General features: G+C 71.3%; 24 protein-coding genes. 9 read left to right on the top strand and 15 right to left on the bottom strand.

Annotation, left to right across the window (positions count from 1 at the left end; translation table 11 throughout):
• The first annotated feature begins 133 nt into the window (after positions 1-133).
• Complete coding sequence (locus ACFWI4_RS04000) at positions 134-1,174, top strand: hypothetical protein (RefSeq protein WP_387190694.1); 1,041 nt, start codon at positions 134-136, stop codon at positions 1,172-1,174.
• Between the two features lie 27 nt (positions 1,175-1,201).
• Complete coding sequence (locus tag ACFWI4_RS03995; protein ID WP_387190691.1) at positions 1,202-2,464, top strand: ATP-grasp domain-containing protein; 1,263 nt, start codon at positions 1,202-1,204, stop codon at positions 2,462-2,464.
• Positions 2,465-2,529: 65 nt separating this feature from the next.
• Here ACFWI4_RS03995 and ACFWI4_RS03990 read toward each other — a convergent pair whose 3' ends face one another.
• The 12 genes from ACFWI4_RS03990 to ACFWI4_RS03935 form a co-directional block, all read right to left on the bottom strand.
• The gene (locus tag ACFWI4_RS03990) at positions 2,530-3,387 is read right to left on the bottom strand and encodes a fumarylacetoacetate hydrolase family protein (protein ID WP_387190688.1); all 858 of its coding nucleotides are present in this window, start codon (positions 3,385-3,387) and stop codon (positions 2,530-2,532) included.
• Between the two features lie 28 nt (positions 3,388-3,415).
• Positions 3,416-4,822: a helix-turn-helix domain-containing protein gene (locus ACFWI4_RS03985; protein WP_387190685.1), complete on the bottom strand. Its 1,407-nt coding sequence runs from the start codon at positions 4,820-4,822 to the stop codon at positions 3,416-3,418.
• Between the two features lie 152 nt (positions 4,823-4,974).
• A complete protein-coding gene (gene folE / locus ACFWI4_RS03980) occupies positions 4,975-5,568 on the bottom strand; it encodes a GTP cyclohydrolase I (RefSeq protein ID WP_387190682.1) in 594 nt (197 codons plus the stop codon).
• 86 nt (positions 5,569-5,654) lie between these two features.
• Complete coding sequence (locus ACFWI4_RS03975) at positions 5,655-6,017, bottom strand: 6-pyruvoyl tetrahydropterin synthase family protein (RefSeq protein WP_385394133.1); 363 nt, start codon at positions 6,015-6,017, stop codon at positions 5,655-5,657.
• A gap of 39 nt (positions 6,018-6,056) precedes the next feature.
• Positions 6,057-6,770, bottom strand: a complete 714-nt coding sequence (locus tag ACFWI4_RS03970; RefSeq protein ID WP_387190679.1) for a 7-carboxy-7-deazaguanine synthase QueE — start codon at positions 6,768-6,770, stop codon at positions 6,057-6,059.
• Positions 6,771-6,820: 50 nt separating this feature from the next.
• Positions 6,821-7,501 carry a 7-cyano-7-deazaguanine synthase gene (locus ACFWI4_RS03965; RefSeq protein ID WP_387190676.1) on the bottom strand — a complete coding sequence of 227 codons (681 nt, stop codon included), beginning with the start codon at positions 7,499-7,501 and terminating at the stop codon, positions 6,821-6,823.
• Positions 7,498-8,499, bottom strand: a complete 1,002-nt coding sequence (locus tag ACFWI4_RS03960; protein WP_387190673.1) for an isopenicillin N synthase family dioxygenase — start codon at positions 8,497-8,499, stop codon at positions 7,498-7,500. Before ACFWI4_RS03960 ends, ACFWI4_RS03965 begins: the two co-directional genes overlap by 4 nt.
• Positions 8,500-8,511: 12 nt before the next feature.
• A complete protein-coding gene (gene ectB, locus ACFWI4_RS03955; protein WP_387190670.1) occupies positions 8,512-9,771 on the bottom strand; it encodes a diaminobutyrate--2-oxoglutarate transaminase in 1,260 nt (419 codons plus the stop codon).
• Positions 9,768-10,523, bottom strand: a complete 756-nt coding sequence (locus ACFWI4_RS03950; RefSeq protein ID WP_387190667.1) for a class I SAM-dependent methyltransferase — start codon at positions 10,521-10,523, stop codon at positions 9,768-9,770. Before ACFWI4_RS03950 ends, ectB begins: the two co-directional genes overlap by 4 nt.
• Before the next feature lie 421 nt (positions 10,524-10,944).
• Entirely contained in the window at positions 10,945-13,857 is a 2,913-nt protein-coding gene (locus ACFWI4_RS03945) for a BTAD domain-containing putative transcriptional regulator (RefSeq protein ID WP_387190664.1), read from the bottom strand.
• A gap of 47 nt (positions 13,858-13,904) precedes the next feature.
• Positions 13,905-16,400, bottom strand: coding sequence for an ATP-binding protein (locus tag ACFWI4_RS03940; RefSeq protein ID WP_387190661.1), 2,496 nt, complete (start codon positions 16,398-16,400; stop codon positions 13,905-13,907).
• A 15-nt stretch (positions 16,401-16,415) separates the two neighbouring features.
• A complete protein-coding gene (locus ACFWI4_RS03935) occupies positions 16,416-16,535 on the bottom strand; it encodes an MbtH family NRPS accessory protein (protein WP_387190658.1) in 120 nt (39 codons plus the stop codon).
• Positions 16,536-17,201: 666 nt separating this feature from the next.
• Between ACFWI4_RS03935 and ACFWI4_RS03930 the strand changes: the two genes are divergently transcribed.
• From ACFWI4_RS03930 to ACFWI4_RS03920, 3 genes are all read left to right on the top strand, one after another.
• A complete protein-coding gene (locus ACFWI4_RS03930) occupies positions 17,202-19,658 on the top strand; it encodes an ATP-binding protein (protein WP_387190655.1) in 2,457 nt (818 codons plus the stop codon).
• Positions 19,659-19,943: 285 nt separating this feature from the next.
• Positions 19,944-20,573 carry an AAA family ATPase gene (locus ACFWI4_RS03925; protein ID WP_385394157.1) on the top strand — a complete coding sequence of 210 codons (630 nt, stop codon included), beginning with the start codon at positions 19,944-19,946 and terminating at the stop codon, positions 20,571-20,573.
• Entirely contained in the window at positions 20,570-20,794 is a 225-nt protein-coding gene (locus ACFWI4_RS03920) for a hypothetical protein (RefSeq protein WP_385394160.1), read from the top strand. The genes ACFWI4_RS03925 and ACFWI4_RS03920 overlap by 4 nt, the downstream gene beginning before the upstream one ends.
• Positions 20,795-20,811: 17 nt before the next feature.
• On the opposite strand, the gene ACFWI4_RS03915 is transcribed toward ACFWI4_RS03920, so the two are convergent.
• On the bottom strand, positions 20,812-21,072 hold the full coding sequence (locus ACFWI4_RS03915) for a hypothetical protein (protein WP_387190651.1): 261 nt from the start codon (positions 21,070-21,072) through the stop codon (positions 20,812-20,814).
• A 154-nt stretch (positions 21,073-21,226) separates the two neighbouring features.
• On the opposite strand from ACFWI4_RS03915, the gene ACFWI4_RS03910 reads away from it, so the two are divergent.
• Positions 21,227-21,760: a GNAT family N-acetyltransferase gene (locus ACFWI4_RS03910; protein WP_387190647.1), complete on the top strand. Its 534-nt coding sequence runs from the start codon at positions 21,227-21,229 to the stop codon at positions 21,758-21,760.
• Positions 21,761-21,836: 76 nt separating this feature from the next.
• On the opposite strand, the gene ACFWI4_RS03905 is transcribed toward ACFWI4_RS03910, so the two are convergent.
• Complete coding sequence (locus ACFWI4_RS03905; RefSeq protein WP_387190644.1) at positions 21,837-22,304, bottom strand: YrdB family protein; 468 nt, start codon at positions 22,302-22,304, stop codon at positions 21,837-21,839.
• Positions 22,305-22,462: 158 nt separating this feature from the next.
• Here ACFWI4_RS03905 and ACFWI4_RS03900 point away from each other — a divergent pair, with 158 nt between their 5' ends.
• Positions 22,463-23,380 (top strand): NADP-dependent oxidoreductase, encoded by a 918-nt coding sequence (locus ACFWI4_RS03900; RefSeq protein WP_387190642.1) that lies wholly within the window; start codon positions 22,463-22,465, stop codon positions 23,378-23,380.
• A gap of 118 nt (positions 23,381-23,498) precedes the next feature.
• Here ACFWI4_RS03900 and ACFWI4_RS03895 read toward each other — a convergent pair whose 3' ends face one another.
• Positions 23,499-24,065, bottom strand: coding sequence for a TetR family transcriptional regulator (locus ACFWI4_RS03895; RefSeq protein WP_387190639.1), 567 nt, complete (start codon positions 24,063-24,065; stop codon positions 23,499-23,501).
• Positions 24,066-24,225: 160 nt separating this feature from the next.
• Here ACFWI4_RS03895 and ACFWI4_RS03890 point away from each other — a divergent pair, with 160 nt between their 5' ends.
• A complete protein-coding gene (locus ACFWI4_RS03890; protein WP_387190637.1) occupies positions 24,226-25,164 on the top strand; it encodes an SDR family oxidoreductase in 939 nt (312 codons plus the stop codon).
• 202 nt (positions 25,165-25,366) lie between these two features.
• Positions 25,367-25,738, top strand: a complete 372-nt coding sequence (locus ACFWI4_RS03885) for a VOC family protein (protein ID WP_387190635.1) — start codon at positions 25,367-25,369, stop codon at positions 25,736-25,738.
• Positions 25,739-25,760 lie beyond the last annotated feature (22 nt).

Below are 25,760 nucleotides of genomic sequence, written 5' to 3'. Positions count from 1 at the left end.
TCCTCACTTCTCCGGGAGGCATTTGAGCGCGTCGGTCCGCGCCTTTCTGCCGGGCTTCTGCCGCTGACGGGAATGCGCTTCTCGGTTAGTGTCGAAACACCGTTTTCCCATACTTCTCTGCTTGAGGTGTTCGATGTCAGAGACATCGCCGATGGTCGCCGAGGACAGGCGATCGTCAGCAGTCGAAATAATGGACTGCACGCTCCGTGACGGCAGTTATGCCGTGGACTTCAAGTTCACCGAGGACACGATCAAGAGCGTTCTGACCGGTCTTGAGTCGGCAGGTGTCCGGTTCGTCGAACTGGGTCACGGGTTGGGCCTCAACGCCGGCGAGCGCACGCCCCATTCCACCCTTGTCTCCGACGCACGGTGCTTCGACATCGCGTCCGAGACGCTGACGAGCGCGAGTTGGGGGATGTTCTGCATCCCGGGAATCGCCGAGCTCGATCACCTGAGGGAGGCCGCGGCCGCCGGCCTGCGGTTCGTCCGGGTCGGTGTGGACATCTCCGCCGTCGCACCGGCAGAGGACTTCCTCGCCCTGGCCAAGGACCTCGGCATCACGGCGTTCGCCAACCTCATGAAGACGAACGTGCTCGAGGTGGACGGGGTCACGGACGCGGTCCGGCAGTGCGCGGAGTACGGCGCGGACGCCGTCTACCTCGTCGACTCGGTGGGCGGCTACCTCCCCTCGGACGTGACCGAACTCTTCGAGAAGGTCGGCCAGTCGGTGACGGTTCCGCTCGGCTTCCACGGGCACGACAACCTGAGCCTGGCCAACGCCAACGCGCTCGCGGCGGCGACGAGCGGGGCGCGGTTCGTCGACACGACGCTCGACGGCATCGGCCGCGGGGCCGGCAACACCGTCACCGAGACGTTCGCGGCGACCCTCCACGCCCAGGGCGGCGGGAGCACCTACGACTTCCGGGCTCTCGCGGAGCTGAGCGAGTCCGTCGTCCGCCCCCTGGAGCGACTGCACGACGACCGGACGTACCAGCTCGTCGGCGGGATCACCCGCACGCACTCCAGCTTCTTCCCGCTGATCAGCAGGTGCGCGAAGACCGCGAACGTCGACGTCTTCGAGCTGATGGCCACGGTCGCCGACATCGACCGGGTCCATCCCGCCGAGGACATGGTGCTCAGGGCCGCCAACGCCATGGCCGCGCGACAGTCGTAGTCGCCGCCCCTACGGAGAGGAGTTCCGGTGGAACCGAAGAACCCGGTGGTCCTGCTGGTCGACCCGGCAGACAGCAGGAACGGACGCGCGTACAAGGCCGCCGTGCGCGATCTGGGATTCCAGGTGGTCTCGTTGTCCACGGGCCCGCCGCCCGTGGCCCCGCCCGTCGACCCCGACGGCGAATTGTCCCTGCACGCCGAGGACGTGGACGATGCCGTACGGCAGGTCCGTGCGGCCCGTTTGGACCCGCTGGCCGTCGTCCCGTCCCGTGGGTCGACACTCCATCTGGCCGACGAGATCGCGGCGCGGCTCGGCCTGCCCGGGAACGACCCCACGCTGGGCTGGGCGCGGCGGAACAAGGCGGCGATGCGCGCCAGGGCCGTACAAGCAGGCATCCGCGTACCGGAGTTCCGGCTGGTCGGCTCCCTCGACGCGGTCGCGGGCGCCGCCCAGGACATCGGTTTCCCCGTCATCGTGAAGCAGACGATGGGCTCTGGATCCTTCGGCGTCACGGTCATCGGCGACGCGGAGGAACTCGCCGAGGCGACCAAGGAATTGATGGTGGACTGGCACGACCGGCCGGTCACCGAATGGCTGGTCGAGCAATATGTGCGCGGGCGCGAGTACGCGGTGAATTTCTGCAGCGCCGACGGCGAACACCGGCTGATCGACATCTGGGAATACCGGCGGCCCGACGACCGCGACTACGATTTTCCGCTCTGGGACATCGTCCAGATCGACAGCACCCACCCCGACCACGCCCGGGTGGAACGCTATTGCAAGGAGGTCCTCGACGCGTTCGGCATCCATTACGGGCCGGGCCATATCGAGGTCAAGTGCGACGGCGACGGGGACGACATCCACCTGATCGAACTCGCGGCGCGCTTCTCGGGCGGCCCCGCGGTGCCGATGTGGCTGCGGCACTCCGATCTGCGGCCGTTCCACGACGCCGTGGAGTGCTTCCTCGGCCGGCGTCCGGACATGATCGACGGGGATCACGGGTTCAGGGCGGTGCTGGGCTCCGTCGTCATCCGCAACGACGACGCACCCGGCACGCTGGTGTCCCTGCACGGGCTGGACGAGCTGAACGCGCTCCCCGGAGTCGCCGATGTGCTCGTGGAGTACCGGCCCGGGGACCATGTGCCGGTCACCAACCACAACATGTGCATTCCGGTCAGCGCCTCGGTGTACGGCCCGGACCGGGCGACCGTGCTCCAGACCCTGGCCGCCGCCCGGGAGGCGGTCCGGCTGGTCATCACACCCGACGATCCCGGCCAGGCCGTCCGATGAGTGTGCTCGGTGCCGTCGTCGCGTCGGCACCGAGCACAGGTCGTACTCGCTCATGTCCCGTTCATCTAGGCGGGCTTGAGCTTGACGGTGTTGCGGAGGTCGCCCACGCCCTCGACCAGGGCGTCCACCGTGTCCCCGTCGTGGATGACGCCGGCGCCGGGGGTTCCCGTGGCGATCACCGTTCCGGCCTCCAGGAGCATGCCGCCGGAGAAGTAGCCGACCTGCCAGTAGGGGTCGTACTTCATCGCCGACACCTGGTTGGACGCGATGGTCTTCCCGTTCACGACGGTGGAGATCCGCACGGCGGAGAGGTCGGGGATCTCGTCGGGGGTGACGACCCACGGGCCGAGGCTGCAGAAGGTGTCGAAGGCCTTCGCCCACGGAATGTGGCGGGGGTTGACCCGGATCACGTCCTCGGCGGTCATGTCCAGCAGGGTGGTGTAGCCGAAGATGACCGACGGGGCGTCCTCGGGTGCCACGTCACGGCAGGTGGTGCCGATGACGACGCCGAGCTCGGCTTCGGCGGTGACGCGCTGCGACTGGCCGGGGAGCAGGATGTCGTCGCCGTGGCCGATCACCGTGGAGGACGGCCGCAGATACGAGCCGGGGGCGTCGGTCGGCTGCAGAACGCCCAGGTCGTCGGCGTGGCGCACATAGTTCAGGCCCACACCCCACAGCTTCGGCGGGTTCCGGTAGATCGGCCCGAACTCCGGCTCGGCCCGCACCGCGACGGCATCGAGGTCGGGCAGTGCGGCGACCGTGGCCGCGAGCGCGGCGGCCTCGCCCTTCTGGATGATGTCCAGCATGGTGGGGCCGTACTCGGTTCCAGCGGTCGCGTTGACGAGGCTCAGCACGGCGATCGCGCCGGGCACCGAGATGCCGACGTCCTCACCCGTGTCGGTGCGAAGAGTGCAGAGGCGCATGGTCAAGTCCTTTCTGGTGGTGCCCGGTTCAGGCAGCCGTGTGTTGTCCGGCGATGTCGTTCCGGCCCGCGACGGCGTGCTGACCGGCGACGCCGACGATGTTGAGCACCTTGAACATCGCCACGTCGTGGTGGTCGACACGGCAGAGCAGGCCGAGGATGACGAGGTGGTAGATGTCGTCGGCGCAGTCCGCGGCCGACAGGCCCAGCGCGTCCGCCGCCTCCGGCACCGACCAGTAACCGTCGGTCCCGCGTGACGTGGTGCGGGACATGGCCGACAACAGCTCGCGCTGGCGGACGCTCAGCGTGGCGACGGTGTGCCTGACCGACGCGTAGGGCTCCGGCCGTTGCTGGTCGCCGCGGGGTCGCCGGGCCACGGTGAGCGGCTCGACGGCGAGTTGGTGGGCGAGTTGCCGCAGGGAGTAGACCAGGCTCCAGTGGGCGGCGGATTCGAGTGCGGCGGGAAGGCCGTCGAGTGCGCGGCAGATCCGGGCGGCATCCGCGAGGACCTGGGGGTCGGGACGGAAGGCCGGCTGAACGCGCTTCGTCTGGGCGAGCAGCAGCGCCACCGACGCCACCTGCCCCAGGTCAGCCGGCTCCGTGTCGGACGAGGGCACCGGCAGCGGGGCGAGGGGGAAGAGGGTGTCGAAGGGCATGCCGACCGGGTTCCTCGTCGTGACGAGGATCCTCAACCGTGGACAGGAGGCCAGGAGTTGGGCCGCGATGTCCGACGGATCGTCCTCCGGCCCGGCGCCGTCGAGGACGAGGAGACTGCTCGACTCCCCGATGGTCTCGGCCAGGCGCCGCCGGCTGTCGGGCCCGCGGTGCACGCCCTCGCGCAGCCACGCGGGCTGTTCCGGAGCCCTCAGCGGCGCCATCCCGTGCCAGAGTCGGTCGTCGTCGAGGGGCAGCCACAGGACCGTCGACCGCTCGGTCGCCTCCAGTGCGTGCGCCACCTCCCGTGCGAGCCGGGTCTTGCCGACGCCCTCGATCCCGGTGATCGTGATCAGACGGTGGTGTTCGGCGCCGAGCATCGCCGCCAGCGCCGCCGCCTCCTGTTCCCGGCCGATGAACGGGCCGCCCACGGCCGGCTCGGTGGCCGCCGCCAGAAGGCCGAGCGAGTAGTGGTCGTTCACCAGCCGGTTCATCTGCGGGGCGCTGACACCGAGGGCGTCGGCGAGCAGGCGCAGGGAATCCGCCCGGGGCTGCCGTACCCGGCCGTTCTCCAGGTCGCGGATCGCCCGGATGCTGAGCGTGCTGGAGCGCGCCAGCTGCATCTGGGACAGTCCGCTCCTCAGCCGCAGGTCACGCAGGTGTCGGCCGAAGGGTGCGGCCCCGGTGCCGCCGTCGTCGGCCGGGCCCGGACAGAAGGCGATCGGAGTGTTCTGCTCGACCGACTCGTCGGCGGCGACGGCCGGTTCGCGGAGGAGGGTCATCGGCGTTTCCCGCCCCGAGGGCCGAGTGGGGATCAGGTCGATTCCTGACACCGATGGTGTTTCCATGGCACACGCTCCTCGGGGCCGCGGCAGCGACCCGGTACGGGGCCATGGCAGCGGCCCCCGATAGGTCTCAAGGGTGCGGATCGGTTTCAGGGGCGCAGCAGGCCGAACAGCTCGGCACGCAGCCCGGCGTCCTCGCCGAAGGCCCCGTGGTAGGCCGTCGAGGTCATCTGGGCGGCCGCCTTGATGCCGCGCATCGTCATGCACAGGTGCTCGCCCTTGGCGATGACGGCCACGTCCTCGGCCCCGCTGAGCTCGGTGACGGCCTCGGCGATCTCGGAGACCAGCCGCTCCTGGACCTGGAGCTTGTGCGCGTGCAGATGGGCGATGCGGGCGAACTTCGACAGGCCAAGGAGCCGGTCGGTGGGCCGGTAGGCGATCGTCACCGAGCAGTTGAACGGCAGCAGGTGGTGCTCGCACAGGGACCACACCTGGATGTCGGAGACGACGACCAGCTGCTGGGTTCCGACCGACTCGAACAGGGTGCCGACGGAGCCCGGCTCGTAGTTGATGAACTCACGCCACCAGCGGGCGAACCGGGCCGGTGTGTCGCGCAGCCCGTCGCGGTCGGGGTCCTCCCCTATCTCCTTCAGAAGTTGCCGGGCGAGTCCGACCAGGGGGTCCTCCTCGCGCGGCCCCTCCGAGTCGATGTCGTCCTCCTGCACCCACGTCGTCACAGACATTCAGGCACCTCTCCAGATACGACCGGCACGGCCGTTGCTCGATTCCGATGAACGGGCGGCTGCTCTCTCGGCAGCCGGCCGGCGTTTCAGGGCCGGTACTCGGCCCAGGTCTTGGGGGTCTCGGAGATGCGCACGGAGGTCAGCTCCGGGAACTCCTTGGACCAGCGCTCGTAGAGCCACACCGCGAGGTTCTCGGCAGTGGGGTTGCTGTCGACCAGGTCGTTGAGGTGACGGTGGTCGAGGGTCTGGTCGAGCCACGCCTTGAACGGGGCCAACTCGCCGTAGTCACGGACGAATCCCGTCGGCGTCAGCTCCGTGCGATCGGCGCTCAGCTCCAGCTCGACGACGTAGTTGTGGCCGTGCAGCCTGGCGCACTGGTGTCCCTCGGCCAGGCCGGAGAGCCGGTGGCTGGCGGAGAACTCGAACTTCTTCGTGATGCGCAGCGTCATGTCTCCGATTCGTCCTTCTCGCTTGATTCGGGCACGCGTTCAGACAGCTCGCGTGTCGCCCCACAACAAGGTGTGCAGGCGTGTGGTGAGGTTCCAGCCCCGCGCGATCACCGCGTCGGCCAGCTCGGCCATGTGCCGGCTCACCTCGGCGCCGGTCTGCCCCTTCGGCATGATCCAGACCGAGTCGAGGCCGAACTCCGCGACCAGTTCGGCCACTTCGTCCAGATCGCGGGTGTCGCGGCAGACGAACTTGAACGTGGTGCCGTCCGTCGCCGCGAGGTTCTTCAGCGCGTCGGGCACGATCCGCCGATGGGCCGGGTCGCCCGAGTGGGCGAGCTTCGGCGAGACGTTGAAGCGGACGCCGGCGGCCACCAGGGCCGGGTCGGCGGCGTGCGTCCCGTTGGTCTCGATCTCGATCTCCAGGCCGCGCGCGGTGAGCAGTTCGGCCAGCGGGACCAGCCGGTTCTGCTGGCCGAGCGGCTCGCCGCCGGAGATGACGATCAACTCGACGCCGAACGCCAGGAGCTCATCGGCGACCTCGCGAACGGGACGGCGGTGCAGCTCCTCGCGTGGGTCGTACGCGACCCCGGAGTCGCCCGCTCCGGTCCAGTCCCAGGTGTACGGCGTATCGCACCATGTGCACGACAGGTTGCAGCCGCCGAGCCGCAGGAACGCGCATCTGCGGCCGAGGGAGCGGCCCTCACCCTGGACGGTCGGTCCGAAGATCTCGTTGACCACGAGTTCCGCTTCCACGCGGGCGCCTCCTTCCGTGTCGGGGCCACCGGTACGGCGGCCGGTGCCGGTCACCGCGGAGTCCACGGTTCGCGGTAGACCGTCGGGTCCGTGATTCCGAGGTCGGCGAAGGCTCCGCGCCGCTCCGAACAGGCCGCGCACGCGCCGCAGTGGATGTCCTCGCCGCGGAAGCAGGTCCACGTCAGCTCCCACATCACACCGAGCTTCTCGCCGAGGGCGACGACTCCGGTCTTCGGCAGTTCGATGAGCGGGGCGAGCAGTTCGACCTCGGGCGGAAGCGAGCCCTTGGTCGCCACCCGCTCCATCGCGAGGAACAGCCGCAGGAACTCGGGGGAGGTGTCCGAGGGGCCGACGTCCTCAGCCATCACGCCGAAGGCGACGGCGTCCGCGGACACGGTGACGGCCAGCGCGAAGGCCACCGACAGGAGTACGGCGTTGCGGTTCGGCACGATGTTCGCGTTCCCGCCGGCCGGCTGGTCCGGGCGGGGCACGGCCACGGAGGGATCCGTCAGCGACGATCCGCGCATGACTCCGCGCAGCGAGCGCAGATCGACCTCTTCGTACGGCGCACCGAGCCTCTCGGCGGCTGCGGCGGCGAACTCAAGCTCCTTGCGGTGGCGTTGGCCGTAGTCGACGGCCAGCACCTGAAGCTCGTGGCCCTCGGCGGCGAGATGGTGGGCCATGGTGACCGAGTCGATCCCACCGGACACCACTGCGACGATTCTGCTCATGCTTGACCCTCCGGAATGGAGTCGGGCGAGACACCGAGCTTCTCCAGGACACTCCGCCGCGCGTACACCGGCGGCAGCCCTCGGCCGCCACCGACCGGAGCGGCGAACGGCTCGATCAGCGTGTCGGGGTCGGTCTCGAAGAAGAACACCAGCGAGAGCAGTTCCTCGTCCGGAGCCGCCGGGCTGGGCGGCAGCACGCGGTGCTTCAGCGCCCGCCAGCGCCCGTCGGTCCACTGCTCCATCAGGTCGCCGAGATTGACGACGAGCGAGTCCGGTCCGTACGGCGGCGAGAACCAGTCCTGCTCCTCGTTCCACGCCTGCAACCCGCCCACGCCCTGCTGCCTGCTCAGCAGCGTGACGGTCCCCAGGTCGGTGTGCGGCCCGTTGCGGAACTGACCGTCGGCGACCTCGCCGATGCTCGCGTACGACGGGTACCAACTGGCGTTCTGCGTCCAGGTCGCCTTCCCGGCACGGGAGGTGAAGAAGTCCTCGGGCAGCCCCAGCGTGACGGCGAGCACCTCGTTGACCGTCTGCGCCACACGAACCATGTGCGACGTGTACGCCTCCGCCGCCGCCCGCAGCTCCGGCAGCTCGGCCGGCCAGCGGTTCGGCGGATAGTTGAACCGGTCGCGCCGCTCGTCGCCGGTGCGGTGGCCGGGCCCCACGTAGAACGACTCGTGCAGGTCCGGCGCACCGGGGAGCTGTTCGCCCTCGGTGACCGGCACCCCGACCCCGCCGGGGGGATGCATCTCCAGCCACCCGCCGTCGTAGGCGGCCTCGATGGCGTACTGGGTCTTGACGTCCTTCGGCAGCTCGAAGAACCGCTTCGCGGTGGCCCGGAACTCGTCGATCACGGCCTGCGGCACACCGTGCCCGGACGCGAGGAACATGCCGGTTTCGCGCAGCGCGGCGTCCACATCGGCGCCGATCAGGGCGCGTTCGGCGGCTGACGCCTTGTGCCACGCCTCCAGGTCGACTTCGGGAATCTTGACTGGCACAGCCGTGACCTCTCACTTGCTCCGCTCGAGTACCGCGTCCACGCAGGTACGGATGATGTCGAGGCCTTCGTCCAGGTCGTCGTCGCCCATGGTCAGCGGGGGCAGCAGCTTCACCACGTCGGCGGCGGCGCCGGACGTCTCCATGAGCAGGCCGTGCTCGAAGGCCGCGACGCACACCGCGCGGGCCGCGCCGGGTGCGGGCAGGCGCAGCCCGGCCGCGAATCCCCGGCCCCGGACCTCCAGACCCGCCTCGGGGCGTCCGTCGGCGATGGCGCCCAGGGCCGTGGCGATCCGACCGCCCCGTTCGCGGGTGGACTTCTCCAGCGTTCCGTCGCTCCAGTAGGAGCGCAGCGCCTGTGCTCCGGTCACGAAGGATCCGCTGACGCCGCGGAACGTGCCGTTGTGGTCGCCCGGCTTCCAGACGTCCAGTTCGGGCCGGATGAGGGTGAGGGCCAGCGGGAGGCCGTACCCGCCGATGGACTTGGACAGACACACCATGTCGGGCGTGATCCCGGCGTCCTCGAAGCTGAAGAACGACCCGGTGCGGCCGCAGCCCATCTGGACGTCGTCCACGATGAGCAGCACGTCGTGCCGCTTGCACACGGCCGCGAGGTCGCGCAGCCAGTCCGCGTCGGCGGCCCGCAGCCCGCCCTCGCCCTGGACGGTCTCCACGATGACGGCGGCGGGCAGGTCCAGGCCGCTGCCCGGGTCCGACAGCAGCCGGTCGAGATGGCGCGGGCCGCTCTCCCCGATGCCCGGATAGCCGTCGTAGGGCATCGCGGTCGTCAGGGTCAGGGCCACGCCGGAGGCCGCGCGCTTCGTCGCGTTGCCGCTGACCGCGAGGGCTCCCAGGGTCATGCCGTGGTAGGAGTTGGTGAAGCTCACCACCGGCTGCCGTCCGGTCACCCGGCGGGCGAGCTTCAGGGCCGCCTCGACCGCGTTCGCGCCGCCCGGGCCGGGGAACGCCACCTTGTACCGCAGGTCACGCGGGGCCAGGACGAGATCCTGGAAGGTCTCCAGGAAGTCGCGCTTGGCGACGGTGGACATGTCCAGCGCGTGCGAGACCCCGTCACGGACGATGTAGTCCACCAGGGCCTGCTTGAGGAAGGCGTTGTTGTGCCCGTAGTTGAGGGCGCCCGCGCCGGAGAAGAAGTCCAGGTAGGGCCGGCCGTCCTCCGAGTACAGTCGGCTGCCCTGCGCCCGGTCGAACACCACCGGCCACAGCCGGCTGTAGCTGCGGACCTCGGACTCGATCTCGTCGAAGACCGTCATATCGTCCTCCTCGCGCGAACCACGAACCAGTGCCGGTCGAGCCGCACACCGCGGTCACTGCCGGCAGATGCCACATACCGCTCGAACGCCGCCCGGTCCGCCGTCGAGTCGTAGTCCTCGAAGATCGGCACCTGACGCAGGAAGCGGTCGAGTTCGACGGGCGAGTGGTAGAACTCCTCGGTCCTGAAGGCCTTTTCCAGCACCACGGTGAAACCGGCCCCGGTGAGTTCCTCCACCACCTCGTCCATCACCGGTCTGCCGTCCCAGCGGCCGTAGAGCTGGCCGCGGCCGAAGGTCTCCTTCAGCTCGCGGACGTCCGTCTCGCCGATGCCCATGTAGACCAGGTGGCCGCCGGGCTTGAGGACCCTGTGGAACTCCCCCGGGAACAACGGCCCGCGGCGGGAGGTGAGTACGTCGGCCCCGCCGTCGGGCAGGCCGGTGCGGGAGGCGTCGCGCCGCTCGAACGCGACGTGGTCCAGGCCCAGTTCCGCGCACGTGCGCTCAGCAGCGGCCAGCATCGACGCCGACATGTCGATGCCGAGCACGTCCGCGAACGCCGGGGCGATCCTCAGCAGGCTGCGGCCGTCCGCGCAGCCGACGTCGACCAGCCGGCCGTCCCGACCGGCCGGGCCTTTCGCCAGCTCGTCGAACGCGGCCTCCGGATCACCGTCCGGGAAGACGTCGGTCCGCAGACCCCCGCTGGTGTATTCGCCGAATTCGTCGGCAACCCGCGAGTAGAAGTCCGGGTTCATGATCACCTAACTCGGTTGGGGCGATCCGGCCGAGCCACTGCGCGCGATCCGTCGCGTCCCGGGTCACCACGCTCATGGGGCCATTCCTTTGAGTGTCGTCCCCAGAAGGGGTGTTGAGGCCGACAGGACCCACTCTCCGGTGTCGCCCTATCGGTCCGGCATCCATCGCGGACGGGGCCGGGATAGGACGGTGATAGCGCGGAGATGCGCCCGCAATAGGCGCCCGGTCCACGCTGGTCCGAGCGACACCACCCGGATCGCGAACCGGGTCGGGCGGGCGCGCGGCCGCACAGCCGCACGACCGCCCGCCCGCACCGAAGGAGCACCGAGATGTACGTCAGGAAGTCACCGGTCGCCGCACCGCTCACCGACGGCCCGGGCACCGGCAACACGCCCTGGACGTGACCGGCCGGCGGACCGTTCAGCCGACCGGCGTCATGGGCCTTCCCAGAACGGCAACGATGTCAGCCCGTACGGCGGCGGCCCCGCCGTGGTCCAGGATCCGCTCCCTGATCCTCGCCGACCGGGAGTAGTACTCGACGGCGCGTTCCACGTGCCGCAGATCGACGTTGACCCGGCCGAGGTCGTGCAGCACGTACCCCTCCCCGACCAGGTCGCCGCTCGCCTCGACCATGGCGAGGACTTCCAGGAAGGTCCGTTCGGCCGCCTCGGACTGCTGCTGGTGCATGAGTAGTTGGCCCATCCGACGCAGCACGAGGGCCTGGCCTCGGTCGAAGCCGGTGGACCGGCAGATGCCGAGGGCCACGTCGAGATGGGAACGGGCGCGCGTGAAGTCTCCTCGGCGCATCGTGATGTGCGCCATCTCGCCGAGCACGCAGGCACGGCCGATGACGTCCTCCGCCCGCACGAAGTCGCGCTCGGCACTCTCGTAGAGGGCCATGGCCCGGTCGTCGTCGCCGTGGTGCCGCTCGATGCGCGCCAGGTCGCGCAGGCACAGCGCCTGCCCGCTCATCTCGCCGAGCCGCTCGAACATCCCCAGCGCGGCGCTGAGGTACGGGCCCGCCGCCTCGTACTCGCCGCGATACAGGTGCAGGGTTCCCAGGGAGCCGAGCACCGCCGCCTGGCCCCGCTCGTTGCCGGCTTCCTGCACGGCGGCCAGCGCCACCCGGTGCGTGTGCTCCCAGAGGTCGGGACAGCCGCGGGCCTCGAACAGCGTCACCAGAGTGGTGGCCAACTCCCAGCACAGCTCGTCCAGCCCGAACCGGGCCGCCAGCTCCACCGCGCTCACCAGGTTGCCCTGCTCGCTCTCCAGCCACCCGAGCGGGTCGGGCAGACACCGCTGTACGACGTCCTCCGGCGGATGCCAGCGTTCGGCCCGGCCGGGCACGAGCGTGTACGCACCGCCGTAGATCTTCTCGTGCGCCCGCCCGGCGAGCGCCAGCCAGCCGCCGACCATGCGCCGCACCGCCGCGACACGTTCCGCTTCGGGGATCTCCGCGGCCAGCCGTTCGCGCGTGAACGTCCGCGCCAACGGTGAGAGCCCGTACCGGGGTTCGCCGCCAGGGTCCATGGCCGTGATGTCGAGCAGCCGCATGTCGACGAGCGGCTCCAGGAGGTCGGTGGGGCACGGTGTGCGGTCGTCGACGAGGGCGGCGCCCAGCCAGCCGGGAATCACCGTGCCCTCGGCGAGGCCGAGCAGGCACAGAAGGTGACGGTCGGCCGCCGCCAGGCCGGCGTGGCTGCGGGAAAGGCTTGCCCGGACGGACAGTTCGCCGTGTGCCAGCTCGTCCAGCCTGCGGTGCTCGTTCTCCAACCGGTTCCACAGGGAGGCCAGTGACCAGTGCGGGCGCGCGGCCAGACGGGCGCCGACGATGCGCAGCGCGAGCGGCAGCCCGCCCACCAGGCGTGCGAGGGCCCGCGCCGCCTCCGTCTCGGCCTCGACCCGGCGCTCGCCGATGATCCGTCCCAGCAGGTGGAGGGACCGTTCCGTACTCAGCGGCGTCACGTCGAACCGTTGGGCGCCCGGCAACGCGGTGAGGAGTCCGCGACTGGTGACCAGGACGGCGCTGCTGCCGGTTCCGGGCAGCAGTGGCAGCACCTGCGACTCGCTCACCGCGTCGTCCAGCAGCACCAGGATCCGGCGATCGGCGATCAGACTGCGGTACATCTCCGCGCACTCGTCGAGCGCGTGGGGGATGTCCTCGCCGGGTACGCCCAGTGCCCGCAGGAATCGCCCCAACGCCTGGGCCGGGTCAACCGGTTGGCCGCCCAGCCCGCGAAGGTCGCAGTAGAGCTGTCCGTCCGGGAAGTGCTCGGCGGCCAGCCGGTGCGCCACGTGCGTGGCCAGCGTGCTCTTGCCGACACCGGGCCCGCCGAGCACCAGGGCCACGCTCAGCGGCCCTTTCACCTGGCCCTCGGTGACGGCGGCGCAGAGCGCCGGGACGATCGTGTCGTCGGCCACGAAGTCACCTATGTCAGGGGGAAGTTGGCGAGGGACGACAACGGGTTCGGGGTCGGCGCCCGGCTCCTGCTCCGGCTGGGGGACATGCGTCACCTCGGCACGCGGTTCGGGTTCGCCGTCCGGTGCCAGGGCGGGGTCGTCGGTGAGGATCGCCTGCGCCAGGTCGCGCAGTTCCCGGCCCGGGTCCAGGCCCAGTTCCTCGGTGAGCAGGGCGCGGCCCTGGTGGTAGACGTCCAGCGCCTCCGCCTGCCGGCCCGAACGGTACAGCGCCAGCATGAGGTGCCCCCGCAGCCGCTCGCGCAGGGGATGGTTGGCGACCAGCTGCATCAGCTCGCCGACCACGTGTTCGTGCCGGCCCAGCTCCAGCAGCAGCCGCATGGCCGTCTCGATCGCCTCCAGGCGGCTCTCGTCCAGCTGCGCCGCCGTACCGGCCAGCACCTCGCTGGGTACACCGGCCAGGCAGCGTCCCCGCCACAGGGCTGTCGCCGTGCGCAGCGTCTGCACCGCGGGCATCTTCCGGCCGTCACGGGCGAGCGCGTGTGCCTCGGTCACCAGGCGGCGGAAGGTGCCGACGTCGGTCGCGTCCTCCGGGGCCCTGAGGACGTAGCCGCGCGCGCGGGTCTCGATGATGGCGTCGACTCCCCCGGCCGAAAGGGCCTTGCGGAGGCGGGAGATGCAGATCTGCACCTGGGCACGTGCGGTCTTCGGCGGATGGTGGGCCCAGATGGCGTCCACCAGGTAGGCCGTCTCCACCACCCGGTTGAGTTCGAGGACCAGGGCCCCGAGGACGGTCTCCTGACGCCCCGACGCCACGGACACCGTCCCCCGGTCACCGCTCACCTCCAGCGGTCCGAGCACCCGGAAAGGCGCTGCTGCCGCGCCACTGCCCTCGTGACCTGCCAAGTGTTCCATGGGTAACCCTGCTTGCTTCTGTAGTGCCAAGGCGATGTGGATGGTGTTCATGGGGCCGCCGTCCCGTCGGCCGTCGACGGCCGCGCCTCCGCCGACGCGCTGTCGCGGGACCCTCCGCCGGACGCGGTGGGCGGGTGCGGCTCCCGCACGGTCACGTCGTCCGGGCGGGCGCGCTGCCGTACCGACCAGGCCGCCAGGTGCGCCCGCGAGCGCAGACCGTGCTGCTGGCGTACGTGCCAGATGTGGGTCTCGACGGTGCGGACCGAGATGTGCAGCCGCGTCGCGATCTGCTGGTTCGTGAGGCCCTCGGCGATCAGGTCGACCACCTGCCGTTGCCGGCTGGTGAGCGAGGGCGGCTGCCCGGTGGCGGCGATGCCGTCCTCGTCCAGCGCCCAGGCGACGGCCTGCCGGGCCGGCAGGGCCGCTCCGGCCCGCGCTTCGGCCTGCACGCGGTTCGTCGGCAGGGCACGGACCGAGGCGATGTACGTCTCGCGCAGCCACCCTTGCCACCACGGCATCGGGGGATCACCGGCCCGCTCCCGCAGCGTGTGGGCGGCGTGCAGCAACCGCAGGGACCGTGCGGCGCCGCCCGAGGCCGCCGCGGTCAGCGCCATGCCTTCCAGCCCCCAGGCCGTCAGCGCCGGCCCCGTGTGGTCGGTGAGCAGGCCGGACCTGAACAGCGCGGCCGCCGCCGTGGCGTCGCCCCGGCGGAACCTGAGGGCGCCGAGGGTGTGCCGCAGCGCCGCCAGGGCCGGGGTCGGCGCGAGGTCCTGGGCGGCGTCGGCCAGGGGGCGGGAGGCCTCGGCGGCCTCGGTGAGCCGTCCCCGGCCCACCTGGTATCCGAGCGCGTCGGTCCGGCACCACAGTTCGGCCTCCCTGTCCCGGAGGCGCCCGGCGCTCGCCGCGCCGTCGGCGGCGGCCCGGACGGCCGCGTCCAGGTCGCCGGCGCGGGCATGGGCCGACGCCAGGACGCGCAGGCGGTGCGGCAGCGTGTGGTGGCAGGTGCGGCGGGCCAGTTCCACCGCCTCCTCGGCGAGGCTCAGGGCCATGAGGGTGTCGCCGCGCCGCGCGGCCAGCACCGCGACGGCCGCCATGCCGGTTCCGCGGCCGGCGGCCTCGGGTCCCGTCACCCGCGCCGTCTCCACGAGTCCGGCCCGATCGCGGGGGGCAGCAGCCTCGGCGACCTCACACCCGACCAGCCGGGCCACGGCGAGGGTGACACGCCGGTCGTCCTCGGACCCCTCCAGCAGGGCGGCGGCCGCGCTCAGATTGGCGCTCTCCTCGACGAGACCGACCAGTGAGCGCCCCGGCAGCAGTCCGGCTTCGGCGTACGGCAGTGCCAGCTTCGCCATGACGGCGACCAGGCGGGCCTCGGCACCCCGCGCCTCCTCGGACTCCGCGAGGCGGTCGAGGGCGAAGGCCCGGATCGAACCGGTCATCGCCAGCCGACGGTCGGAGCCGGAGCCGGGCCGGGCCACGAGGAGCGACTTGGCCTCGAGGGAAGCCAGCAGGAAGAGGGTCGGAGGCACTGTCCGGTCCGGGGACCTCACGTCGACCACGGCCTCGGCGGTGTCCGCATCGAAGGACCCGGGCAGGACGGCCAACTGCCGGAACGCCGACCGCTCGGCCCGGGACAGACGTCGGTAGCTCCAGTCGATGGCCGCCCGCAGGCTGCGGTGACGCGCGTCGGCGGTGGGCCGGCCGCCGGTCAGGGCCGTGAGGCGGTCGTCGAGCAGGGTCAGGATCTCGGCGGGTGACGACACCCGTGCCAGTTCCGCCGCGAGTTCGATGGCGAGCGGATTGCCGTCCAGGGTTCGGCACACGCGCGCCACGTCATCCGTCCGGTTCGCCGCGAAGGCCGGATCATGCCGGACGGTACGGACCCGGTCGAGGAAGAGCCGTTCGGCCGCCTGGGGTGTGTGCCCGTCCGTCGGCCCCGTCCGCAGTCCGGTCACGGTGTACACGGTCTCGCCGGGCAGTCCGAGATGTTCCCTGCTGGTGGCGAGCGCCTTGAGCCGCGGGCACCGGGGCAGCAGGGTCGCGAGCAGATCGGCGCAACCGCCCAGGTCGTACTCGCAGTTGTCGAGCAGCAGCCAGGCCTCACCCCGCGCGGGCAACGCCGTGGCGACCGCGTCGAGGACGGAGTCACCCGGTGCCGTGGCGGCTCCGACAAGGTCGGCGACGGAGCGGATCAGGCCACGCCCGGTGGCGACACCGACGTCCAAGTGCAGTGCCATGTCGCGACACTTGTCCAACACGGCAGCACCCAGCCGGGACTTGCCGACGCCCGGCTCACCGACGAGCGTCAGGAGTCGCGTCCGGGCAAGGAGTTGGCCGGTCACGGCGATGTCCTCCTCACGGCCGTACAAGGTGTTCGCATACGCATCCGGATCGGCCGACAGCCGCTCGGACGGCACACCGGAGAAAGGAATCCGGGAGACCTGCCGCTGTTGGCCCGCGCCATAGCGGTGGGGCGTCACCGGGAACTCGACGACATCCCGGCGGGCCGACGGGTTTTCGCACATCTCGCTCTCTGCGGACATGGTCGACGAGCCCCCTCAACCGCCAAGGACGTCGATGAAGTCCGGCCACGGAGCGCGCCGGCTCTCATCGTCGACCAGCACCAGGAATTCGCCGTCGGGGTTGTCGAACGGGTTCATGTTCAGCTCCTTGACCATCCACAGGACCGTAGATCATCATCCGTTACCTCCGGAGCCACCCGTATCAGCAAAAGCCACCGTTACGGCGTTCAGAGGGAGTCGGGGCGGACAGACCGACCGGTACGGACGCGCTCCGGCCTTGGCCGCACCTGTCCAGACAGGTTTCCCGCGCCATGGGTCAATTCCAGGTCAATCTTTGGCCTGGCACCCTTGACCCGGTGTTCACCCACCCGCCACCGCCTTCCGCCGGGGTGCCGACCTCCGGGCGGGCCATCGCGGGCCGCCGCGCGTCCCACCGGCGGCGCACCCCGAACGGGCGTGAAAGCCGGACCGAATGAACGGAATACAAAGGCGCTGACTTTTCGTCAATCCCATTGACCGGAGCGTTCAATTCCGGTGATGCCCAGCAAGTTCCCTGTTGTTCAAGTGATTGACGACACAGGGGTAACAGTGAACGAGCCCGCCCGCGTCACCGTCATGTTTACGCGAACGCCAATCCCCCCACACACAACTCCCCACCCCACCCCCCACCCCAGCGAGTACCTGCACGATGAACATCGATAAAGACGTGAATGGCGAATCCCGGCTCGGCGACCGCAATGTGCCCTCTGCCGAGAGGCGAATTCCCGTATGAGCCGGCCATCGCCCTCCTGCTGCGCCGCTTGCCACGGCCCGCTGCGACCCGTGCCGGCGACGGCCAGGCCCCGGCCCACCCGCTACTGCTCCAACTCGTGCCGGCAGCGGGCGTACCGCCGACGCGTCAAGACCGGCGCCACGGAGGCGGCGGGCGACCGTCCCCTCACCCACCTGAGCAGTTTCGTCGGGCGCACCACCGAGCTCTCGGAGATCCGGAAGATCCTGCGCGACACCGGGCTGTTGACCCTGACCGGTCCTCCCGGCGTGGGCAAGACCCGGCTGGCCAGGGAACTGGCCGCGCTGGAGCAACGCGGTGACTGCTACGACGTGGTGGTGGTCGATCTGGACGGCCTGACCGACCCGGAAACGCTGTTCGAGCGGGTGGCGGCGGCCGTCGACGACACAAGGGGTCAGCGCTCGGCCGACGGCCGCGAACCGCTGATGGTGCTCGACAACTGCGAGCACCTCCTCGAAGCGAGCGCCACAGCGGTGCGCCGTGCACTGCTCGGCCGACCGGCCCTGCGGGTGCTCGCCACGAGCGGTGCGCCCCTGGGTCTCCCCGGCGAGAAGGTGTACAAGGTGGCCGCACTGAGCCTGCCGACGGGCGACCCGGACAGCGTCCGCGGCGACCACGCGCACTCCGGCGCCGTACGGCTCTTCGTGGACCGTGCCCGCGCGGTGTCGCCCGACTACCGGGTGACGAAGGAGAACGCCACGCTGATAGCCGGGATCTGCACCCGGCTCGACGGTCTCCCGCTGCCGATCGAGATGGCCGCCCAATTGGTTCGGGCCCTTCCCCTCCGGGCGATCGACGACCGCCTGGACGACCGGCTGGATCTGCTGTCCGGCGGCTGGCGCACCGCGAGCGAGCGGCACCGCACTCTGCGGGCGAGTCTCGACTGGAGTCACCGACTGCTCACCGACGAGGAGAAGGCGCTGTACCGGCGGCTGTCCGTCCTGACCGGCGGGTTCACCGCCGAGGCCGCGTCGACGGTGTCGAGCGGCGGCGGTGTGACGGCGGCGGCGGTACCCGGACTGCTGGCCGCGCTGGAGTCCAGGTCGATCATCACGCGCCAGACCGGTCCGCGGGGCCGCACCCGGTTCCGTCTGCTGGAGTCCATGCGGCTGTACGGACACGACAGGCTCCGCGCCGAGGGCGAGGAGGGCCACACGTACGACCGGATGACGAAGTGGCTGGCCGAACTGGCCGGACCGCTGGTCCGCGACGCCGTCATCTCCCCGGAGACGATGGAGGCCCTGGTGGAGGAGCACGACAATCTGCGGCATGCCGTGGCCTGCGCCGCCGGCCGGCCCGACGATCGACTGCTGCTACTGGCGGGCGCGTTGGCGCTGGTCGACGTCTACACGGAACAGGAGGAACCCCACGACTCCCTCCTGTCGGACGCGCTGGCCGGGACGGACCCCGTGGCACGGCACCGGAACCTGGCACTGGAGGGAGCCGCCGTTCTCGCCGCCCGGCGGGGTGACTTCGCGGAGGCGCAACGCCTGTCCGAGGAAGCGGTGGCCCTGGCCCGGCGGCACGGCAGTCCCACGCTGAGCCGGCTGTTCCTGCTGCTGGGCACCGTGCAGGATCTGTCCGGCGACCAGGCGGGCGCGTCGACGAGCCACCTGAAGTGTCTGGAAGTCAGCCAGAGGTCCGGCGACGACGTCATGAAGGCGATCTGTCTGACCTCACTGGGCTGGCGCATGCTGGATCACGGCAACGGCGACATCGCCGAGCGACTGGCCCTGAGGAGTCTCCCGCTGCTGCGGACCCACGGCTCTCCCGGACGGCTGGCCGCCGGTCTGCACCTCGCCGGCGTGCTGGCGCTGGAGCAGAACGACGCGAGTACGGCCGAGCGGTATTTCGCCGAGTCGTTCGCCTGTGACACGGTCCATCCCAGCATGACGGCCGCCACCCTGGAGGGGCTGGCGGTCACCGCGGTCCGCGACGCGCGGTACGAGCGCGCGCTGCACCTGCTCGGCGTCGCCGATGCCCTCGGTTCGTCCCGCCTGAGTGTGCGGCGTCGGTGGCGGGAGCAGGTCGCCATCGCACGGGACGCGGCGCTGAAGGCACTGCCCACGGCACGCGCGGAGGCGGCCCTGGAGTCCGGGCAGGCGCTGCGGGAGTGCGCCGAGGCGTCCGGGTCGCCGGGCCCCCGCCCGGTCCCGCCGGCCGTGCCGGACGGCGCCGGGCCGCTCAGCCCCCGCGAGTGGAGCGTGGTGACCCTGATCCAGGAAGGCCTGACGAACCGTCAGATCGCGGACCGGCTGCATGTGTCGGAACGGACCGTGGAGACGCACGTCCGCACCATCCGGTCCACTCTGGGGCTCCGCTCGCGCAGCCATGTGGCCGCCTGGGGAGCGCGGAACAGCCCGGGAGGCGCCGCGGTCCCGGACCACCTCGCCGACCGGCCGGACGACGGCACACTCACGCCACCGGCCGGCGCGGCGCCAGGCGAGGCCAACTGGCACAGGCTGGTGTTCCGCACCTACGCCGCCTGACGGGATCCACCGGACGCGCCCGGGCCGCAGTATCGGCCCGGGCCGGCAGCGGCCCCGCTGCGGGAGACATGCCGGGAAGGGCATCAACCGTACGGGGGCGCGACCAGGGGGACTCCGGGTCCGGGCGGCGGGTGCGCAAGCGGTCGCCGCAGGGGGCTGTGCGGAGGCACGACGCGTTGGTCCATTGGAATGATTCACCGGCGCGCCGGGGTGAACGCCGGGGCCCTGGGCGCCGCTTGGCCGGTCCCCGGTCCCCCGCGGTCACTAGCGTGGCTCCCTGTGTCGATGAGCTATGCCTTTGTGAACCTGAAACCCGGAGTGGGCAAGACGACGAGCGCGGTGTGGCTGGCTCACGCCCTGCACGAGTCGGGCTTCTCACCGCTGCTGGTGGACAGCGACCCCGCGTCCTCGGCACTGCGCTGGAGCGAGCTGGCCGGAGGCTTCCCCTTCCCCGTGTTCTCCCTCCCGGTGGGCGATGTGCACCGGCGCGTCAACGACTTCCTCGGCGACCGGCAGGCGGTGGTCTTCGACGCCCCGCAGATGGAGGACCACGCCCACATCGCCCGGAGCATCATGCGGTACGCGAGCGAGTGGATCGTGCCGGTGACCCCGTCCCCCATCGAGCTGGACCGCATGGCCCCCATCGGCCGCGAGATGGGCGACGTCCAGTCCCTGCGGGCCCGCCCCGCCCGCTCCGCCGTACTGCTGAACCGTACGAACCGGCCGGACGCGACCCGCACCGGACCCGACGCCGACGCCCGCGAGGCGCTCACGGAGCGCGGCTTCGACGTGCTGTCCACCCACATTCCCCGACTCGACCTGTACTCCCAGTCGTTCGGCAGCCCCGTCACGGTCAAGGGATCGGCGTACATGGACCTCGCCGACGAACTCATCAAGCGTCAGGACACGAAGTGAACCAGCGCAAGGACACCTACCGGGCCGCCCTGCAACGGGAGCCCGACCCTGCGTCGCCCCGCCAGGCGAAGGTCGCACGGCTGCACACGCGCTACGTACGGGTGACGATCGAGCTGGACCCCGAACTCCCGCGTGAACTGACCCGCTGGGTGGGACCGCCCGTCTCCGCGCTGCTGCGCGCGGGCGCCGCCGCCCTGCGGCCGCTGACGAACACGCCGTAGCGACGGACGGCGACGGCTCAGGTGTCGAGCGGGTGGCCACCGTCGCCCTCGACGACGACCCGGTCGACTCCCGGTTCGTCGCCCCGCTCGACCATCGTCAGGTCGACCTGGCCGTCGCCGGTGGTGTCGAACTGGTACAGATCGGCCTTGCCGTCACCCGTGGTGTCCGTCATCCAGACGTCGGTCCTCCCGTCGCCGTTGGTGTCGGCGCTGAGGACCACGTGGTGCTCCTCGCCCTGTGTCTCGATCACTTCGTCCGTGCCGTCGTTGGTCTCCATGACGGCCGGTTGCCCCGGTCCAGCGGTCCGAAACGACGGCGCACCGGAGCCCGGGCCTCCCCAGGGGCGCGACCCCCTGACCTCGGCCGTCGCGGCGCGGGATCCGTGCACCGGCCGTCGGCCGGTGCCCCTCGTATGAGGCAGGATGGATCTCATGACCGAGATTCGCACCCCCCGCCTCCTCCTCCGCCGCTGGTACGACGACGACCTCGCCCCCATGGCGGAGATCAACGCGGACCCCGAGGTCATGCGCTGGGTCGACGACGGTTCGGTCCTCGATCTGGACGCCACGGCCGAGGAGATCGAGCGGTGGGAGGAGGACTGGGACGAGGAGGGCTTCGGGATCTTCGCCGTCGAGCTGCTGGGCTCGGGCGAACTCGCCGGTTTCACCGGGCTGTTCGTCCCCGAGTTCCTGCCGGAGGTGCTGCCCGCCGTCGCGATCGGCTGGCGCTTCGGTTCGCAGTTCTGGGGCCAGGGCTACGCCTCCGAAGCGGCCCACGCCACCTTGGAGTTCGCCCTCCAGGACCGCGGCCTCGACCGTGTCGTCAGCGTCGACCGGCCGGGCAACTCCGCCTCGCTGAACGTCGTGCAGAAGCTCGGCATGGAGCCGGCGGGCGAGGCGAACCACCCGGTCCACGGCTTCCCGCTGACCCTTCACGCCATCGACCTGACCGAGTACCAGGCCTGAGCTCCGCCTCCGCGCGCCCGGGCCCGGCCCGGCCCGAAGGACCTCAGCCGGACACCCGAGCCCGGCCCGGAGGACCTCAGCCGGACCCGGGTGAGCCGGTCGCGCCGTCCGCGCCCCCGTCCGTGCCCCCGCCCCCGCCCCCGTCCCCATCCCCGGGACGGGCCGGCCCGGTGCGGCGCAGGGTTTCGGCGACCGCCGTGTTCGCGACCACGACGACGGCCATGACCACGGCGGCGACGGGGTGCCCCACCCCGTACAGGGCCGCCGCTCCCCCGCCCAGGACCACCGCCTTGACGACGAGCACGAGCGGCAGACCGGGCCGCAGCCGCGCCTTAGGCGCCGCGAACAGCGACCAGAGGACGACGGCCACCAGGGGCACCCCCAGACCGAACAGGACGTGGGTGATCCAGCTGTTGCCGACGGTGAATCCCCACCAGCTCAGCGTGGCGAGGGCGACGAGCTCCACCAGGAACGCCAGGATCTCGTTGGCCGCGAACCACGGTCGCTCGGCGAACTGACGGGTGGTCCCGGGGTCCGTAGACATGAAGTCCTCTCGGTCTGCGTGGGCGGCCGGCCTGGCTTGCACGCGGGAACACTACTGCCCCGCACGGCAGTTGACTCCGAAGTCATGGTCGCCGCGCGGTCCCTCCAGGGCTCCGGCGCCCCCGCTTCGCCCGAGCGAGGAAGAACGGTGGTCACAGGATGAAGGCGGTCCGGTTCCATGAGTACGGCGGGATCGACGTACTGCGGGTGGAGGAGGTGGAGCGCCCGGAGCCGGGCCCGGGCGAGGTCCTCGTCGAGGTCCGCGCCGCCGGGATCCAGCCCGGCGAGACGATGATCCGCGAGGGCGCGCGGCACCAGCGCTGGCCGGCCGTCTTCCCCTCGGGGCAGGGCAGCGACCTGGCCGGAGTGGTGGTGGAGACCGGTCCCTACGTACGGGGATTCGCCGTCGGCGACGAGGTGCTTGGCTTCACGCACGGCAGGGCGAGTCACGCCGAGTTCGTCGCGGTGGAGGACGTGAAGCTGGTGGCCCGTCCGCAGGCCCTCCCCTGGGAGGTGGCCGGGTCGCTGTACGTGGCCGGCACGACCGCGTACGCCACCGTGTTCGCGGTGGACCCCGGACCGGCCGACACGGTCGTGGTGTCCGGCGCGGCGGGCGGTGTCGGATCGCTCGCCGTACAGCTCGCGCGGCGGCGCGGGGCCACGGTGCTCGGACTCGCGAGCGAACGGAACCACGCCTGGCTGAAGGATCAGGGCGTCGTCGCGCTCCCCTACGGCGAGGGCGTGGCCGAGCGGATCCGCGAGGCTTCGGGAGGGAAGGTCGACGCGTTCATCGACACGTTCGGCGACGGATACGTCGACCTGGCCGTGGAGTTGGGCGTGCGGCCCGACCGGATCAACACGATCCGCGACTGGGATGCGGCGGCCAGGGTCGGCGCCCGTACGTACGGGGAGGGCTCGGCGGCCTCCGCGGTGGTGGTCGGCGAACTGGCCCGTCTCGCCGCGCGCGGAGAGCTGGAGGTCCCGATCGCGCGCGTCTACCCCCTGGAGCGCGTACGGGACGCGTTCCGCGAGCTGGAACTGCGCCGGACGCACGGCAAGATCGTGCTGCGGCCTTGAGAGGGCGACGGGACGGTACGGGGCGGGGCCGAGAGGCAGCCCACTGGAGTCCACTGGACGGAACGGCGAACCATCATGCGTCAGAGGTGAGTTCGACGCCTGGGCGCGTTCGCCGGTCTCACTTCTCCGCGGTGACTGCCCTCAGATCGGCCAGCGCCTCGCGGATGAACTGAGCGAGTTCCTTCGTGCCGGTCTGGTCGACCCAGCGGCGGAACGCGCACTTGAAGACGGCCATCCCGACCTCCGCGGCGAGGGCCGCGGAGGGCTCGTCGACTCCCCGCAGCCGCAGGGCGTCGGCGAGCGCCGTGGACATCGACGCGAGTTTGATCAACTCGCGTTCCTGCAGCTCGGTGTTGGCGTCGATGACGGACTGCCGATGCCGGGCGTGCTCCTGGCGTTCCGCCAGCACGGCCGCGGCGCCTTCGAGGGCCACCGCCACGGCGTCCATCGCGGTGGCCGATCCGGGAGCCTGCGCTACCGCGTTCGCGAGCACGTCGAGCATCTCACCGGACCCCGCGAAGAGCACCTCGCGCTTGTCCGCGTAGTGCCGGAAGAACGTCCGCTCCGTCAGCCCCGCCCGCTCGGCGATCTCCGCCACCGAGGTCCGGTCGAAGCCCCGCTCGACATAGAGCTCCAGCGCCGCCCGTGCGAGGCGGCCGCGCGCGTCCGGCTGCCATCGACCCATGCCCGGCATCGTACTCGACGGCAGTGACTGACATCCCACCCCGGCGGTTCGATGACAGTCACTGACATCGAGTGCTACGTTTGATGACAGTCACTGACATCGCTGGGTCGCCTCGCACGCCCTGCCGGCGCGAGGACGACCCCGTACTGGAGGCTTTCTCATGCGTGTTTTCGTCACCGGAGCATCCGGATGGATCGGCTCCGCACTTGTCCCCGAGCTGATCGGCGCGGGGCACCGGGTGGTCGGGCTCGCCCGCTCGGACGCCTCGGCCGCGGCCCTGGTCAAGGCGGGGGCCGAGGCGGTGCCCGGCACCCTCGACGACCTCGATCTCCTGCGCGAGACGGCCGCCGCGTCGGACGGCGTGATCCACCTCGCCTTCAAGCACGAGCTCGCGTTCTCCGGCGGTTTCCAGGACGCGGCGGACGCGGACCGCAGCGCCGTCGAGGCCTTCGGCGAGTCGCTCGCGGGGTCCGGACGGCCGTTCCTCATCGCCTCGGGACTGGTCGGACTGGCGCCGGGCCGCTTCAGCACCGAGGCGGACGGACGGACACCGGACGAGGCGTCCGCGCACCTGCCGGGCGGCCCGCGGACCCGGATGGGCACCGCCCATGTCACCCTCGCGCTCGCCGACCGCGGCATCCGCACGTCCGTCGTACGCCTCCCCCCGACCGTGCACGGCGACGGCGACAACGGATTCATGGCGGCCCTGGTCGGCATCGCCCGGGACAAGGGCTTCGCCGGGTACGTCGGCGACGGCACCCAGCGCTGGCCGGCCACGCACCGCGACGACGCCGCCCGCCTCTTCCGCCTCGCGCTGGAAGGCGCTCCGGCGGGATCGGTCCTCCACGCGAGCGCCGAGGACGGTGTGCCGCTGCGTTCGGTCGCCGAGGTCATCGGCCGCCGGCTCGACGTGCCGGTCCGCTCCGTCCCGGCCGAGGAGGCGGCCGAGCACTTCACATGGCTGTCGGGATTCATCGGCCTCGACAGTCCGGCCTCCAGCACCCTGACCCGCGAACTGCTGGGCTGGGACCCGACCGGGCCCGGCCTGATCGAGGACCTCGACAAGGGGCACTACTTCCGGTCGGGCGGCGGGGAGTAGGCGTCACCCGGGGGACGGCGGGCACCGCCTGCGGCCGCGCAGATCAACGCGGCCGCAGGCAGTGCCGTACGGAGCCGTTGCCCGGCCGAACAGAGCGGTTGCCCGGCCGTGAGGACCCGCCCGTCCCGCCCGTTCGCCGAATGCCGCCCTGCCACCCGTCCGGCTCTGCCGCACCCGCCCGAAGCGGGGCACATTGAGAGATATGCCCCTTTCGCTGCACCACATCGTCATCGACGCGCACGACCTCCCCTCGCTCGCCCGGTTCTGGGCCGCGGTGCTGGGCTGGCGGATCCTCTCCGAACGGGAGCGGGAGGTCGTGATCGGGCCGGACGAGACGGCGCCGGTGGGCATCTGCTTCATGCCGGTGACGCAGGACAAGGTCGTCAAGAACCGCCTGCACCTCGACCTGACCTCCGCGGCCGAGGACAGGGAGGCGGAGATCGAACGCGTCCTGGCCCTCGGCGCCCGGCGGGCGGAGGTGGGGCAGAGCGGCGAGGAGTCGTGGACCGTACTGGCCGACCCCGAGGGCAACGAGTTCTGCGTGGTACGCCCCAAGTCGACCCTCGTCGGCTAGGGCACGTCGGCGCCCTCTCGGG

Source organism: Streptomyces sp. NPDC127038, assembly GCF_042725875.1.
GTDB lineage: Bacteria > Actinomycetota > Actinomycetes > Streptomycetales > Streptomycetaceae > Streptomyces.
This window is presented reverse-complemented; position numbering and strand designations above follow the sequence as displayed.

Excerpts from the sequence above, each read along its gene's own strand:
- ACFWI4_RS04000 (WP_387190694.1), top strand. The coding sequence starts at position 134 with ATGTCAGAGACATCGCCGATGGTCGCCGAGGACAGGCGATCGTCAGCA.
- ACFWI4_RS03990 (WP_387190688.1), bottom strand. The coding sequence starts at position 3,387 with ATGCGCCTCTGCACTCTTCGCACCGACACGGGTGAGGACGTCGGCATC.
- ACFWI4_RS03985 (WP_387190685.1), bottom strand. The coding sequence starts at position 4,822 with ATGACCCTCCTCCGCGAACCGGCCGTCGCCGCCGACGAGTCGGTCGAG.
- folE (WP_387190682.1), bottom strand. The coding sequence starts at position 5,568 with ATGTCTGTGACGACGTGGGTGCAGGAGGACGACATCGACTCGGAGGGG.
- ACFWI4_RS03975 (WP_385394133.1), bottom strand. The coding sequence starts at position 6,017 with ATGACGCTGCGCATCACGAAGAAGTTCGAGTTCTCCGCCAGCCACCGG.
- ACFWI4_RS03965 (WP_387190676.1), bottom strand. The coding sequence starts at position 7,501 with ATGAGCAGAATCGTCGCAGTGGTGTCCGGTGGGATCGACTCGGTCACC.
- ectB (WP_387190670.1), bottom strand. The coding sequence starts at position 9,771 with ATGACGGTCTTCGACGAGATCGAGTCCGAGGTCCGCAGCTACAGCCGG.
- ACFWI4_RS03950 (WP_387190667.1), bottom strand. The coding sequence starts at position 10,523 with ATGAACCCGGACTTCTACTCGCGGGTTGCCGACGAATTCGGCGAATAC.
- ACFWI4_RS03945 (WP_387190664.1), bottom strand. The coding sequence starts at position 13,857 with ATGGAACACTTGGCAGGTCACGAGGGCAGTGGCGCGGCAGCAGCGCCT.
- ACFWI4_RS03940 (WP_387190661.1), bottom strand. The coding sequence starts at position 16,400 with ATGTCCGCAGAGAGCGAGATGTGCGAAAACCCGTCGGCCCGCCGGGAT.
- ACFWI4_RS03935 (WP_387190658.1), bottom strand. The coding sequence starts at position 16,535 with ATGGTCAAGGAGCTGAACATGAACCCGTTCGACAACCCCGACGGCGAA.
- ACFWI4_RS03925 (WP_385394157.1), top strand. The coding sequence starts at position 19,944 with ATGAGCTATGCCTTTGTGAACCTGAAACCCGGAGTGGGCAAGACGACG.
- ACFWI4_RS03915 (WP_387190651.1), bottom strand. The coding sequence starts at position 21,072 with ATGGAGACCAACGACGGCACGGACGAAGTGATCGAGACACAGGGCGAG.
- ACFWI4_RS03910 (WP_387190647.1), top strand. The coding sequence starts at position 21,227 with ATGACCGAGATTCGCACCCCCCGCCTCCTCCTCCGCCGCTGGTACGAC.
- ACFWI4_RS03905 (WP_387190644.1), bottom strand. The coding sequence starts at position 22,304 with ATGTCTACGGACCCCGGGACCACCCGTCAGTTCGCCGAGCGACCGTGG.
- ACFWI4_RS03900 (WP_387190642.1), top strand. The coding sequence starts at position 22,463 with ATGAAGGCGGTCCGGTTCCATGAGTACGGCGGGATCGACGTACTGCGG.
- ACFWI4_RS03895 (WP_387190639.1), bottom strand. The coding sequence starts at position 24,065 with ATGGGTCGATGGCAGCCGGACGCGCGCGGCCGCCTCGCACGGGCGGCG.
- ACFWI4_RS03890 (WP_387190637.1), top strand. The coding sequence starts at position 24,226 with ATGCGTGTTTTCGTCACCGGAGCATCCGGATGGATCGGCTCCGCACTT.
- ACFWI4_RS03885 (WP_387190635.1), top strand. The coding sequence starts at position 25,367 with ATGCCCCTTTCGCTGCACCACATCGTCATCGACGCGCACGACCTCCCC.